Source organism: Rhizobium sp. SG741, assembly GCF_012275435.1.
Classification (GTDB): domain Bacteria; phylum Pseudomonadota; class Alphaproteobacteria; order Rhizobiales; family Rhizobiaceae; genus Rhizobium; species Rhizobium lusitanum.
Genome location: NZ_JAAZQP010000011.1, coordinates 203,043 through 217,229, shown reverse-complemented (window position 1 = coordinate 217,229; position 14,187 = coordinate 203,043). Strand labels below are relative to the sequence as shown.

The 14,187-nt window shown below is 58.2% G+C and carries 12 protein-coding genes and 1 pseudogene; 10 read left to right on the top strand and 3 right to left on the bottom strand.

Going from position 1 to position 14,187, the window contains the following annotated elements; all coding sequences use genetic code 11:
* Positions 1 to 59 precede the first annotated feature (59 nt).
* The 9 genes from FHT29_RS25590 to FHT29_RS25550 all read left to right on the top strand — a co-directional run bounded on the left by FHT29_RS25590 (position 60) and on the right by FHT29_RS25550 (position 10,895).
* Positions 60 to 1,211 (top strand): NAD(P) transhydrogenase subunit alpha, encoded by a 1,152-nt coding sequence (locus tag FHT29_RS25590; protein ID WP_168600328.1) that lies wholly within the window; start codon positions 60 to 62, stop codon positions 1,209 to 1,211.
* On the top strand, positions 1,211 to 1,519 hold the full coding sequence (locus FHT29_RS25585) for an NAD(P) transhydrogenase subunit alpha (protein WP_168600327.1): 309 nt from the start codon (positions 1,211 to 1,213) through the stop codon (positions 1,517 to 1,519). Before FHT29_RS25590 ends, FHT29_RS25585 begins: the two co-directional genes overlap by 1 nt.
* 1 nt (position 1,520) lies before the next feature.
* Positions 1,521 to 2,942: an NAD(P)(+) transhydrogenase (Re/Si-specific) subunit beta gene (locus FHT29_RS25580; protein WP_168600326.1), complete on the top strand. Its 1,422-nt coding sequence runs from the start codon at positions 1,521 to 1,523 to the stop codon at positions 2,940 to 2,942.
* A gap of 39 nt (positions 2,943 to 2,981) precedes the next feature.
* Positions 2,982 to 4,373 carry an NAD-dependent succinate-semialdehyde dehydrogenase gene (locus FHT29_RS25575; RefSeq protein WP_168600325.1) on the top strand — a complete coding sequence of 464 codons (1,392 nt, stop codon included), beginning with the start codon at positions 2,982 to 2,984 and terminating at the stop codon, positions 4,371 to 4,373.
* 64 nt (positions 4,374 to 4,437) lie between these two features.
* Positions 4,438 to 5,466, top strand: coding sequence for an alcohol dehydrogenase AdhP (adhP, locus tag FHT29_RS25570; protein ID WP_168600324.1), 1,029 nt, complete (start codon positions 4,438 to 4,440; stop codon positions 5,464 to 5,466).
* Between the two features lie 27 nt (positions 5,467 to 5,493).
* A complete protein-coding gene (locus FHT29_RS25565) occupies positions 5,494 to 5,682 on the top strand; it encodes a hypothetical protein (RefSeq protein ID WP_037191250.1) in 189 nt (62 codons plus the stop codon).
* A 242-nt stretch (positions 5,683 to 5,924) separates the two neighbouring features.
* Positions 5,925 to 6,995 carry an HlyD family efflux transporter periplasmic adaptor subunit gene (locus FHT29_RS25560; RefSeq protein ID WP_092577339.1) on the top strand — a complete coding sequence of 357 codons (1,071 nt, stop codon included), beginning with the start codon at positions 5,925 to 5,927 and terminating at the stop codon, positions 6,993 to 6,995.
* A gap of 11 nt (positions 6,996 to 7,006) precedes the next feature.
* A complete protein-coding gene (gene rbbA / locus FHT29_RS25555; protein ID WP_168600323.1) occupies positions 7,007 to 9,781 on the top strand; it encodes a ribosome-associated ATPase/putative transporter RbbA in 2,775 nt (924 codons plus the stop codon).
* Position 9,782: 1 nt separating this feature from the next.
* Positions 9,783 to 10,895: an ABC transporter permease gene (locus FHT29_RS25550; RefSeq protein ID WP_047555596.1), complete on the top strand. Its 1,113-nt coding sequence runs from the start codon at positions 9,783 to 9,785 to the stop codon at positions 10,893 to 10,895.
* A gap of 184 nt (positions 10,896 to 11,079) precedes the next feature.
* On the opposite strand, the pseudogene FHT29_RS25545 reads toward FHT29_RS25550, so the two are convergent.
* The 3 genes and pseudogenes from FHT29_RS25545 to FHT29_RS25535 all read right to left on the bottom strand — a co-directional run.
* A pseudogene (locus tag FHT29_RS25545) lies at positions 11,080 to 11,208 on the bottom strand (IS5/IS1182 family transposase); the annotation flags it as partial.
* 11 nt (positions 11,209 to 11,219) lie between these two features.
* Positions 11,220 to 12,293, bottom strand: coding sequence for an acyltransferase (locus tag FHT29_RS25540; RefSeq protein WP_348644886.1), 1,074 nt, complete (start codon positions 12,291 to 12,293; stop codon positions 11,220 to 11,222).
* A gap of 109 nt (positions 12,294 to 12,402) precedes the next feature.
* Positions 12,403 to 12,552, bottom strand: a complete 150-nt coding sequence (locus FHT29_RS25535; RefSeq protein ID WP_162693732.1) for a hypothetical protein — start codon at positions 12,550 to 12,552, stop codon at positions 12,403 to 12,405.
* 729 nt (positions 12,553 to 13,281) lie between these two features.
* On the opposite strand from FHT29_RS25535, the gene FHT29_RS25530 reads away from it, so the two are divergent.
* On the top strand, positions 13,282 to 13,995 hold the full coding sequence (locus tag FHT29_RS25530; RefSeq protein ID WP_168600321.1) for a GNAT family N-acetyltransferase: 714 nt from the start codon (positions 13,282 to 13,284) through the stop codon (positions 13,993 to 13,995).
* Positions 13,996 to 14,187: the final 192 nt, after the last annotated feature.

Below are 14,187 nucleotides of genomic sequence, written 5' to 3'. Positions count from 1 at the left end.
GGCACCTCTATTAGGGGGCAGATTTCACGGAATTGATTGCTTTCGGAGTGTTTGAATCGATGGTTATTCACGTTGCTGTTTTGAAAGAGAAAGCTTTAGGCGAAAAGCGTGTAGCAATCGTGCCAGCCCTTACTACCCGTCTCGAGCGGTTGGGTGCAGCCCTGACTCTGGAGGCGAACGCTGGACTGGCGGCCACGTTTGCCGATACCGCCTATCGAGACGCCAGGATCGAAAACGACCCGAAAACCGTCGTATCCGATGCCGATATCGTACTCGCAGTTCAGCCGCCGCCAGCAGATCTAGTCAAGGCAATGAAGCCAGGAAGCGTGCTGATCTCGCTCCTTTACGGCAACAGCAATCTCGACACTGTGGCAGCCCTCAAGGACCGAAAGGTGACAGCCTTTGCGATGGAGCAGATCCCGCGCATCAGCAGGGCCCAGTCGATGGATGTCCTTTCCAGCCAGGCAGCTCTTGCTGGCTATTATGCGCCTCTGCTCGGTGCAGTTCACATGCCGCGCATCCTGCCGATGATGACAACTGCGGTAGGTTCGCTACGGGCCGCGAAGGTTCTGGTGATGGGACTTGGCGTCGCCGGGCTTTCGGCCCTCGCCACCGCTCACCGGCTGGGCGCAATCACGGAAGGCTATGATGTCCGTCCCGAGACACGCGAGCAGGCCGAGTCGCTGGGTGCCAAATTCGTCGATACCGGTGTCGACGCACGCGGCGAAGGCGGTTATGCGCGCGAACTGACGGCCGACGAAAAAGCCAAGGTCGAGCAGACACTCACCCGGCATATCGCCGAAGCGGACATGATCATTACGACGGCCTCCGTACCAGGCCGCCCAGCCCCGAAGCTGATTTCTTCAGCCCAAGTCGCGGCCATGAAACCCGGCGCCGTGATTGTGGATCTCGGGGCGGAAAGTGGCGGCAATTGTGAGATGACCAAGCCCGGTGACACGGTGAATGTCGGAGCGGTTACCATCCTTGGCCCGCTCAATGTACCTTCGGCACTCGCCCAGCACGCCAGCGACCTCTATGCAAAAAACATCCTCAATCTTCTTGACCTCCTCATCAAGGATGGCGCGATCCATCTCGATTTCGAGGACGAAGTCGTCGCCGGTACGGCGGCTACGCACGACGGAAAGATCCGAAACGAAGCGCTTCGCCAGATCATCGAGAACGCATCTCACTCAAACCATGAGGTCGCATGATGACGCTCGACACATCCATGACGTGGCTTATCGCCCTGTATATTTTCATGCTGGCAGCCTTCACCGGCTATGAGGTCATCAGTCGGGTGCCCTCGATCCTGCACACGCCACTAATGTCAGGCTCGAACTTCATCCACGGCATCGTGGTCGTCGGCGCTCTCCACATGCTGCTGAACGCCACCACACTGTTCGCCCAGATCGTCGGCTTCGTCGCCGTGGCACTCGGGGCCGCAAACGCCTCCGGGGGCTACGTGGTGACCGACCGGATGCTCGCAATGTTCAAGTCGAGCGGCGGTAAGGAGAAGTAGGATGATCGCACAGCATTTCGTCAGCCTGAGCGGTCTTTTTGCCGCCGCTCTCTTCATCTTTGGGTTGAAGCGGATGGCCTCGCCGGTTACGGCTCTGTCGGGCATCATGACTGCCGGTGCCGGTATGATCGTTGCCGTCATCGCGAGCTTCCTGGTGCTCTTCGAGCTTGATGGAACTGTCCGGTCTCACCTGACGACCAATCTCGGCCTTGCGATCGCCGCGCTGCTTGCCGGTGGCGGATGGGCTTGGTGGCGAGGCGCGAGGGTCGAGATGACTGCCATGCCGCAGATGGTCGCATTGTATAACGGCATGGGTGGTGGGGCTGCAGCCGCGATCGCCGCTGTCGAACTTTCTGGTGGAAGAGCCTCAGGCACGTTACTGCTTGCCGTCACTATTATCGGTGCGCTGATCGGTTCGATTTCCCTGACGGGTTCCTTCATCGCGTGGGCGAAGCTCGACAGCAGGATCAAAAAACCGTGGCGTTTCCCCGGTCAGCGGCTCGCAAACGGCCTGATCTTTCTCGCAACGCTTCTCGTCGGATTGGGCGTCATTCTTCTCTATGGCTCTCCAGCGGACACCGTGCTGGCGGTTCTGTTCTTTGTCGGAGCCCTGGCCTTTGGTGTGTTGATGACGCTACCGATCGGCGGGGCCGACATGCCCGTCGTCATCTCGCTCTACAATGCCTTCACCGGTCTTGCCGTCGGCCTGGAAGGGTTCGCGCTGCAAAACCCCGCCCTGATGATCGCGGGCATGGTCGTCGGCTCGGCGGGCACGCTTTTGACGTTGCTTATGGCGAAGGCGATGAACCGATCGCTGGCAAACGTGTTGTTTTCCAACTTTGGGGACACAACCGCTTCTGGCGGGGCCGAAGTCCACGGACAGATGAAATCCGCCGACGCGGCCGACGCGGCGGTCAACATGCGCTACGCCTCGAGCGTCATCATTATCCCTGGCTACGGTCTCGCCGTCGCTCAAGCGCAACAGAAGCTCTACGAGTTCGTCAAAATCCTGCTGGCCGCCGGCGTCGAGGTCAAATTCGCCATCCATCCGGTGGCGGGCCGCATGCCAGGTCACATGAACGTGCTGCTGGCAGAAGCAGGCGTTCCCTACGACATCATCTTCGATATGGATGACATCAACGCAGACTTCCCAAACACCGATGTCGCCCTGGTAATAGGCGCCAATGACGTGGTGAACCCGGCGGCGCGCACCGATAAATCCTCGCCGATCTATGGCATGCCGATCCTGGACGCCGACAAAGCCCATCAAGTTTATGTGGTCAAGCGTGGACAGGGCAAAGGCTATTCCGGCGTCGAGAACCTGCTCTTCTTCGAAGACAACTGCTCGATGGTCTACGGCGACGCCCAAGCCGTGCTCAGCCAAATGGTTCAATCCGTGAAAGATCTGGCCGCCGCAGCCTGAAGCGGCCCAAGGCAATCTACATTCAAAGGAGAATAACAAATGGCTTACCAGACGATCAATCCCTATAGCAGCGAGACACTCGCCAATTTTCCAGACGCGACCGACGCCGAAGTTCGTACGGCAATCGTCGGCGCACATGAGGCGTTTCTCGGGTGGCGCAACACTTCTTTCGCCGAACGTGGACGCGTCCTTCAGAAGGCGGCGGACATCCTGCGCCGTGATAGCGATGCCTATGCTAAGCTGCTGACGCTTGAAATGGGCAAGCTGTTCTCCGAAGCTAAGGCGGAAGTCGAGCTGTCGGCAAAAATCTTCGAATATTATGTCCGCCATGCCGAGGCGTTGCTCAAGCCCGAGAAGCTGCCGGTTCTGGATCCTGCCGAGGGCGACGCCGTGCTCGTTCACGAACCGCTCGGTGTCCTCCTGGCCATCGAACCTTGGAACTTCCCATACTATCAGATCGCACGTATCTTGGCGCCGCAGCTCGCTGCAGGCAATACGCTCCTCCTCAAACACGCATCGAACGTTCCGCAATGCGCCGCTGCGTTCGAGAAACTGATGGCCGAATCCGGCCTGCCCAAAGGGGCGTTCAAGAACCTCTACGCAACGCGTTCCCAAATCGAGCTGATCCTCAACGACGACCGGGTCCATGGTGTCGCCCTGACTGGCTCGGAAAGCGCTGGCGCGGTTGTTGCGGCTCAGGCTGGCAAAGCGCTTAAAAAGTCCACAATGGAGCTCGGCGGTGCGGATGCCTTCGTTGTGCTGGCTGATGCAGACCTTGAAAAGACCACCAAATGGGCCGTGTTCGGGCGCCATTGGAACGGCGGTCAGGTCTGTGTTTCGTCAAAGCGGATGATCATCGTCGACCCTGTCTATAACGCATTTCTTGATGGCTATCGCAAGGGCGTGGCTGGTCTAATCGCGGGCGATCCCTTTGATCCGAAGACCACGCTGGCGCCATTGTCTTCGAAGGGTGCGGCCGACGAGGTGAAGGACAAGATTCGCGAAGCGGTCAAGCTTGGAGCCAAAGCCGAGGAAGTCGGGCCACCGGTGCCCAATCGAGGCGCCTTCGTCCAGCCGACGATCCTGACTGACGTCGGAGAAGACAATCCGGCGCGCTATTGGGAATTCTTCGGTCCGGTTTCGATGCTCTTTAGAGCAAAGGACGAGGAAGATGCTGTGCGCATCGCTAATGATTCCCCGTTCGGCCTGGGAGGCTCTGTCTTCACGTCGAATCCGACGCATGGCGCGGAAGTCGCGAAGCGCATCTCCACTGGGATGGTCTTTGTCAATCATCCGACCAAAGTCGAGGCAGACTTGCCGTTCGGCGGCATCCGCCGTTCAGGCTACGGTCGCGAGCTTCTTGGTCTCGGTCTCAAGGAATTCGTCAATCACAAACTCATCGATGTCGTCGACATCGATGCGCATTTCTGAACGCACAAGGGGACGCTTTGTCGAGCGTCCCTCATGAACGAACATCAAGCCAAGGAGTCTCACAATGGCCAAGACTATGAAAGCCGCAGTCGTCCGCGAATTCGGAAAGCCGCTAATTATCGAGGAGGCCGCCGTCCCGACACCTGGCGCCGGTCAGATCCTCGTCAAGATCGCCGCGACCGGCGTCTGCCACACCGATCTCCACGCCGCAGAAGGCGATTGGCCCGTGAAGCCCAAGCCGCCCTTCATTCCGGGCCATGAAGGCGTTGGCCACGTCGTGGCTGTCGGCTCTGGCGTGAAACATGTCAAGGAAGGCGATCGCGTCGGCGTGCCATGGCTTTATACCGCCTGCGGACATTGCAAGCATTGCTTGGGCGGGTGGGAAACACTGTGCGAGGAGCAGCAGAATACCGGCTATTCGGTCAACGGCAGCTTTGCGGAATATGTCGTTGCCGATCCGAACTATGTCGGTCATTTGCCCGATAACGTGTCGTTTATCGATATTGCGCCTATCCTATGTGCGGGCGTCACCGTCTATAAGGGTTTGAAAGTCACCGACACGAAGCCCGACGACTGGGTGGTAATTTCCGGTATTGGCGGTTTGGGGCATTTGGCAGTCCAATATGCCAAGGCGATGGGGCTCAACGTTATCGCCGTCGATATCGATGATGAAAAACTCGATCTTGCGAAATCTCTCGGTGCTTCGCTTGCCGTGAATGCCCGTAAGGACGACCCGATCGCCTTTGTGAAGAAGGAGGTTGGCGGCGCCCAGGGCGTGCTGGTTACGGCTGTCTCACCCAAAGCCTTTGAACAGGCCCTCGGCATGGTCGGCCGCGGCGGCACAGTGTCCCTCAATGGGCTTCCTCCGGGCGATTTCCCCTTGTCGATCTTCGACACAGTCCTGAACGGGGTTACCGTGCGCGGCTCGATCGTCGGCACGCGCCTCGACCTTCAGGAGGCGCTGAACTTCGCTGGCGAAGGCAAGGTCAAGGCGACGATTACGACCGACAAGCTCGAAAATATCAACGATATCTTTGCTCGCATGCACAAGGGAGATATCCAGGGCCGGATCGTCATCGACTTTGCAAAATAAAACCAAATCAATGCCGTGATGCACGCGATGGTGCTTCACCAAATCGGCGAACCGCTTGTCTGGACCGAGCCGCCGCATCGAGAGCCAGATCCAGGCGAGCCGCGTCTGGGTTCCCGCCTTCTGCATCTGCCGGATGGATTTGCATCCGGTGGAGAGGGCGTCGACGCCGCGGCGACGCTACCTGACGCAGTCGCGGCCGCCAAAATGGTCGTCTAGGTTGAATGCGATTCGTCCCGGATGGATGCGTTTGCTGCAAGCGCATTCTGTCTGCCTGTTCCGCTTGCGCTCGTGGGTGATGTCTTCGTGTTCAAGACAAGCCTGACGATGAGCGGCTTGACGTGATATCCTTTTCGAAATAGCGACCAGTTAGCTGGTCGTCTGATTAGGTGATTGAAAGTTCTAAGTAATTTTCGTACGCGGCCCGATAATACGCGGGTCGCCGGCTATGGAGAGACCGATTGGTTGTTTCACGAAAGACTTTGCTTGCGGGCGCAATCATTCTCATTGTTGCAGCGGCTGGCTACTACGCATGGATCAAGATCCATGCTCCTAGCCTTCCCGACGGCTTTGCTGCAAGCAATGGTCGCATCGAGGCCGTTGAAATCGACATTTCGACCAAGACTGCCGGGCGACTACAGGACTTGCTGGTCCGTGAAGGCGATTTCGTCACCGCCGGCCAGACGCTCGCCCAAATGGATACGGTTCAGCTCGCGGCCCGCAAGCGACAGGCGGAAGCGCAGCTGCGTCGCGCCCAGATCTCGATCGACACGGCGCATAGCCTTGTTGCCCAACGCCAGGCCGAAAAGACCTCGGCGATGGCTGTGATCGAACAGCGTAAGGCCCAGCTCGATTCCGCAAGCAAGACCAATGCTCGCAACAGGCAGCTACTGAGCAGCAACACGGTCTCACAGCAAATCGTCGATGACAGCGAAGCGAACGAGCAGGCAGCCAAGGCAACGCTTGCCTCGGCGCAGGCAGCTCTTGCAGCGTCGGATGCCGCCATCAATGCTGCCAAGGCGCAAGTGGTGGATGCGGAAGCGGCGGTCGATGCAGCAAAGGCCGAGATTGAGAGCATAGAAGCGGATATATCCGACAGCACGCTCAAGGCTCCGAGGGATGGCCGGATCCAGTATCGCATTGCCCAGCCTGGCGAAGTGTTGGCAGCCGGCGGCCGGGTGTTGAATCTCGTCGACCTCGGCGATGTCTACATGACCTTTTTCCTTCCGACGGAACAGGCGGGCCGGACCTCGATGGGGTCGGACGTCCGTCTCGTGCTCGATGCGGCGCCGCAATACACCATCCCCGCCAAGGTCTCGTTCGTTGCAGACGTTGCGCAATTCACGCCGAAAACAGTCGAAACCGAGGAAGAGCGGCAGAAGCTCACCTTCCGCGTTCGCGCCCAGATCCCTCAGGAGCTTCTGAAGAAATACATCCAATATGTCAAAACGGGCCTGCCAGGCATGGCCTATGTCCGCCTCGACCCGCAGGCGCAATGGCCTGACAATCTCGAACGCAACCTCGTCAAGTAGCGGTTGACGACATGGCGGAAACCATCGAAGGCACACCGAAAGACGACGAGAGCGGCGCCGCAGTTGCCAGGCTGAGTGATGTCCGGCTCGTCTACAAGAATGCGATCGGGCTGGACAAGGTCACGCTTGAGATTCCATCGGGGCGAATGACCGGCTTGATCGGCCCCGACGGTGTCGGCAAGTCAAGCCTTCTATCGCTGATTTCCGGTGCCCACGCGGTGCAGACGGGACGCGTGGAGGTGTTCGGCGGAGACATGCGTGATGCCCGGCATCGCGAGCGAACCTGCCCAAGGATTGCCTATATGCCGCAGGGGCTCGGCAAGAACCTTTATCCAACCCTGTCCGTCTTCGAGAATGTCGACTTCTTCGGGCGCCTCTTTGGGCAGGACAAACATGAACGGACGGCCAGGATCGCCGAATTGCTCGACAGCACCGGCCTTGGTCCTTTTGCAGACCGCCCCGCGGCGAAACTGTCGGGTGGCATGAAGCAGAAACTCGGATTGTGCTGCGCTCTCATTCATGATCCCGACCTGCTCATTCTCGACGAGCCGACCACAGGCGTCGATCCGCTGTCGCGCCGGCAATTCTGGGAACTGATCGGCAGCATTCGGGCAAGCCGGCCCGGTATGAGCGTCATCGTCGCGACCGCTTACATGGAAGAGGCTGCCGGCTTCGACTGGCTGATCGCGATGAATGCCGGCAAAGTCCTTGATACCGGCACTCCCAAGCAACTTCTCGAGCGCACGCAGACCAGCGATCTCGACGCTGCCTTCATCGCTCTGCTTCCCGAAGCCGATCGGCGCGATCATCACGAGATCATCATTCCGCCACGTCCGCAGACGGCTGATGGTGTCTACGCCATCGAGGCCAGTCATCTCAGCATGCGCTTCGGCGATTTCACCGCGGTCGACAATGTCAGCTTTCAGATCCCCAAGGGCGAGATATTTGGCTTTCTCGGTTCGAATGGATGCGGCAAGACCACGACGATGAAGATGCTGACGGGCCTGCTTGCCGCCAGCGAAGGCGAAGCCAAGCTTTTCGGCCGCAAGGTCGACGCCAGCGACATGGCGGTCAGGCGCCGCGTCGGCTACATGAGCCAGGCCTTCTCGCTCTATGGCGAGCTGACGGTCCGGCAAAACCTTGATCTCCATGCCCGTCTTTTCAAGCTGAAGGAAGACCGGATTCCCGCGCGCATCGCCGAAATGACCGATCGCTTCGGCCTGGGCGATGTGATGGATGCACTGCCGGACACACTGCCGCTCGGTATCCGCCAGCGGCTATCGCTTGCGGTTGCGATGATCCACGCGCCGGACATTCTCATTCTCGACGAGCCGACCTCGGGTGTCGATCCCGTTGCTCGCGATGCTTTCTGGCAGATCCTTGCCGACCTGTCGCGCAAAGACGATGTGACGATTTTCGTCTCGACCCATTTCATGAACGAGGCAGAGCGCTGCGATCGCATTTCGCTGATGCACGCAGGCAAGGTGTTGATAAGCGACACCCCTGCCGCCATTGCCAAAAGCCGCAATACGGAAACACTCGAGGACGCCTTTATCGCTTATCTCGAGGAGGCGTCCGGAATTGTGCGTGGCCAGGAGGCAAAGCCTGTCGTCATGGCAAACGCCCTTGAGGCAGCCGCATCGCCGACACGCCGCCGCTTCTTCGATTTTCGCCGCATGTTCAGCTACACGCGCCGCGAAGCCTTGGAGCTGCAACGCGATCCCGTTCGCGGCACGCTTGCCGTTCTCGGGAGCGTTATCCTGATGTTCGTGATCGGTTATGGCATCAACCTCGATGTCGAGGATCTGACCTTTGCCGTGCTCGACCGCGATAGCTCGACCATCAGCCGCGATTACGTACTCGATATTGCCGGATCGAGGTACTTTATCGAGAAGGCGCCAATCAAGGATTATGCCGATATGGATCGGCGCATGCGGGACGGCGAACTTAGCCTCGCCATCGAGATACCGCCTGGCTTCGGCCGAAACGTGCTGCGCGGCGATGTCGTCGAAATCGGCGCATGGATCGACGGGGCGATGCCGCAACGGGCCGAAACGGTCAGGAGTTACGTTCAGGGCATGCATGCCAATTGGCTGGCACGCAAGGCAAAGGAACTCTATGGGGCGGCGGCCACGCAAGGCTCGTTCACCATTGAAACGCGCTTTCGCTATAATCCCGACGTCAAAAGCCTGGTGGCGATGGTCCCTGCCGTCATCCCGCTGCTGCTGATGCTCATCCCGGCAATGCTCGCAGCCTTAAGTGTCGTGCGCGAGAAAGAGCTCGGCTCGATCATCAACCTTTACGTCACGCCGGTCAGCAAGCTGGAGTTCCTGATCGGTAAACAATTGCCCTATATCGCGCTCGGGCTATTGAACTTTGTTCTGCTGACGGCCTTTGCCACGCTGGTCTTCCGCGTGCCGTTTACCGGCAGCTATCTGACCTATCTGACGGCGGCGCTGCTCTATGTGATCATCGCTACCTCGATCGGCATCGTCATCTCGTCCTTCATGAAAAGCCAGATCGCGGCCATTTTCGGCACCGCGCTCCTGACCTTGATACCGGCGACGCAATATTCCGGCATGATCGACCCGGTCTCATCGCTACGGGGCGCCGGCGCCCTCATCGGCGAGCTCTATCCGGCCACCTATTTCATGACGATTTCTCGCGGCACCTTCTCCAAGGCGCTCGACTTCGCAGGCCTCTACGGCTCCTTTATTCCGCTATTGATCGCGATCCCGATCCTTTCGATCCTGGGGACGCTGCTAATCAAGAAGCAGGAGGGATGACATGGCATTGTCCAATATCCTGCAACTGGGGATCAAGGAGTTGCGTGGGCTTGCCCGCGATCCGATGCTCGTCCTGCTCGTCGTCTATGCATTCACGCTGCAGATCTATACTGGCTCCAGTGCCTTGCCGGAAACCTTGAACAACGCGGCTGTCGCCATCGTCGACGAGGATCAGTCGCCGCTGTCGGGGCGGATCAGCACTGCCTTCTATCCCCCTTACTTCGTGCCACCCAAGCAGATTTCCATCGCCGAGATGGATCAGCGGATGGATGCGGGCCTCGACACATTTGCGCTCAACATCCCCCCGGACTTTCAACGCAAGGTCATGGCGGGGCAACATCCGGCGATTCAGCTCAATGTCGACGCCACGCGGATGAGCCAGGCCTTCTCCGGGAGCGGCTATATCCAGACCATCGTCACAAGCGAGGTCGATGAATTCATGAAGCGCTATCGCGCTGAAAGTAACGTGCCGGTGAATCTGACCTTGCGGGCCAGATTCAATCCGCAGCTTAACAAATCCTGGTTCGGCTCGATCAATAACATCATCACCTCGATCACCATGCTTTCGATCGTGCTGACGGGTGCCGCCCTGATCCGTGAAAAGGAGCACGGCACGATCGAGCATTTGCTCGTCATGCCGGTGACCCCACTGGAGATCATGCTGAGCAAGATCTGGTCGATGGGGCTCGTGGTCCTGGTCGCCACTGCCGTCTCTGTCTTCATGGTGGTCAAAGGTCTGCTTGGCATACCGATCGAAGGCTCGATGGCGCTGTTTCTGCTTGGAACTGCGCTCCAGCTTTTTGCAACGACGGCAATGGGAATATTTCTGGCCACCGTCGCAGGCTCGATGCCGCAATTCGGCTTGCTCCTCATTCTGGTGCTTTTGCCGCTGCAGGTCCTGTCCGGCGCCATGACGCCACGCGAAAGCATGCCCGAAATCATTCAGAACATCATGCTTCTTGCGCCCAACACCCACTTCGTCATTCTGGCGCAAGCCGTGCTCTTTCGAGGCGCCGGCATAGATGTCGTCTGGCCGCAGCTTTTATCCTTGCTTGCTATCGGAATGGTCCTGTTTTTCTTTGCTCTCGGGCGGTTTCGGAAGTTCTTGAGATGACGGCGCTCGATTATCGCGCCGGTTACGCGCCGCTCCCCACCATCGAAGAAAGAAAATCAGCGAAGGAAGGACTTTCGCCTGGTTCATCACGGCACAACTTCGCAGCTGCGCCATGCATCCTCTAACTGTAAATTGGGGTATGGGTAGATACGTTAATGGGCAACGAGGCAGCCGGAAACCGATCCTCATGGGCGCGAACGATCCTGCTGTCGATCATCAGATACTGGTTGTTGCGGTCTGCCGTCAGTGCCTCGAACACCCGCTCCCAGACGCCGGCATGGCACCAGCGGCTGAAACGCTTATACACCGTCTCGCTTACCTGCTTTACACATCGCGCGGTCGAACACCGGAAAGCCGCTTCTCCGTTTTTTGTTTGCGGCCGGATCCCAGCTCTCGCACATAGATCGTGAGGGGTCTTTCGACAGCCCTGAAGAGCGCTAGCGCGAATATGATGGAACCGATGGTCGCATAGATGACGAACAGGCCAAGAGAGAGGTGGTCACCGATAGCCTTCGCCCAAATGGCCCGCATAGGCCGCACGATGAAGGGATGGGCGAGATAGAGGCTATAGGAAGCGTCTCCAACGGCGACGCCCCACAGCACGATCCGTTTGAGAGGAAGGGCAGGACCGATTGCGGCGGCTAGGACAAACACGGCAGCGGGCACACCTCTACGCAGGAATTGCGGAAGAGCTGCATCGTCCCAGGGAGTGGAAAAACGAGCGAATCCGATGAGCCCGATCGCAATCAGAGCAAGTGCGACCCCAGTACCGATCCGCAGGCCGCTGCGGAAAATCAACGCTACATATACACCCAACAGAAATTCCAGGATGATGGGGTTCGTCCAGAAAGCAATCTTGACATTCCCGGGTTCAATCGTGGTGCCAACGAGGGCCAGCGCAGCCATCAGTACCGACAGCCCAATAATGCCCGGCCGGATCGGCATCATTAGCGCTAGCGCGAAGAGCACATAGAACAGCATCTCATAGTTCAAGGTCCAGCCAAGGGCGAGCACCGGCCGTATCTCATTCGCGCCACGCATGTCAGGGATGAAGAGATAGGATGCGACGACATGAGAAATATCGCCAACCGGAACGTTGAGCAGTGAAGGCGCCACGGCCGCGCCGAGCAGCATGACGCTCGTTAGCAACCAGTAGAGCGGAACCACGCGTGCGCAGCGTCGCAGGAAGAAGCGCAAGGGAGCACCGCTTTTGCCGAACTCCGCCGCGGCGGTATGCATCATGATGAAGCCCGACAGGACGAAGAAGATATCGACACCGTAGCCGAGGTACCATGCCTTGGCGTCGACGGCTTGGCGTGCTGTCACGACAGCCAGATTTTCAGTTTCATGGATGGTATGTGCCACCACCACAGACAAGGCAGCGAGCGCTCGAAGCACTTGAAGATTTATGAGTTTGGCAGCGACATCCGCTTTCGTGGATTGCGGAATTCCAATCGATTGCCTCTGTTCTGCTCCGATCCGGTTCCAAGTCATGTCAGATTGTGCCTCAGTGGGCCTTGTTCATGCCGACGCCGATGGAGCCAACGGTCGCCTGGGTTGAGTTGCCATAATCCGTGTTAGCTCCGCCGCCCCGGGGCATCATGCTGGTAGCTGTTCCGTTAATCCGATCATCAAGTATTTTTTGATAAAAAGTCACCAGAAGCTCCAATCCGAAATTCGATTAAGTTCTAACTGCCGCATTGGTCGATACAACAACGTATCACTGCGTAAGTTAATGAATTAATTCGCTGAACAGTTGATCCGCCGATACTTCCGCTCAAGGGCGCCGCAGCCCCAGACGATGCCGATCAACATGTAAAGATGGCGCCAGTCGCGAGCGGCCGCTCCATGGACATCATGAAGCCGATGCCATGGCGTTCGAAACGGCCGAGCTTGCCATCGCTGTCGATTTCGCCCCGGCAAACATTTGTCCTCCCATCGGAAAGCGCCGCGGTCATGGCAGGCCATGAGGATGCCGAAGACAGCATATTTCACGCGACGCGTTGGATCTCTGGACGACCGAGTTCAGTCATCCGGTTGAGAACATGGACGCCGATCTTGGCCTCTGCTTTCTGGTTGTCAAAGTTCCTCGCTTTGAGATTCGGTTCATCTAAGTCTCCACTAGGCTGCGCTGAACAGCCTGAAGCCGTGTTGTCGTGTCAAGCTGCCGACTGGCCGCGGCGGCCGTCCGGATTCGAGAGAGCGAATGGCGATGGAGATCCGCGAGATCTATGTGCCGTTATGCCGAATTCGGCATAATGGGATTTATCCCGAGCCGGAGACTATGCCGAGCCGGTTCCCCAAAGCCCGAGATTTCCGGTAAAGCCGGACAGCAAGTTCGGCATAATATCCAACCTTCGCTATTACAAATTTAGCGGAGCCGAGCATGACCACGACACCAGCAAAGAGTGCAATTCTTTCGCAAACTATCGACAATTGGCCACATCAGGCCTGCGTGCGATCCGACACCAACTGTATGATGGATGAAGGTTATAGGGCCAAAAGCACTCTGCGCCATAACCGGCCATTGGATTGGCAGCAAATCTCGGGACCTGTTGACAATGCGTGTTGGCCGCAGTCTCATGCGTTGGCCTTACCTCCCGACATGAGCTTCGCTTTGATGAACCTCGTTTCCGTTACGCTCGAACACCCGATGCAGTCGGATGTGTCATCTCTCCTGCAGCAATCGGATGCCGTCGCCGCTCTGCTTTACCCAGGGGAATATCGGCGGCCGATCAATGCGGCGTCTTTGGCAAAGACCGACACTTATGTTCTGATCGCCCGTATCGCCGAGAAAGCGGTCGGAATGTGCGTGCTGTTTGACAGAGGTGATTGTTCGGCTGAACTCAAACGTATGATCGTTGACGCGGAGTCGCGCGGCGCTGGTGTTGGCATGGCGCTCCTTAAAGGGGCGGAAGCTCAGGCCATAAAACTTGGCGCACTCACCATGCTGCTCGAGGTGGGGACGCGTAATACGGAGGCACAGCAACTCTATCGGCGCGGGGGCTACAAGTCCTGTGACCCGTTCCCGCCCTACGCGAGAACGCCAATAAGCCTCTTTATGACGCGGCGTTTATCGACAGCGTTTCCTGACAACTGAGCAGTTTCAGACCAAGCGCCCTTAATAAACGAGATGGTCGGTTTGGGCCGAAACCCGTCCTCCAGTGCTTCGAAAATATGCCGAGCTTGCCGCGCGGCTTTACCGGAAATCTCGGGCTTTGGGGAACCGGCTCGGCATAGTCTCCGGCTCGGGATAAATGCCTGATTTGCACATCGATGCGCTCAAGGTGAG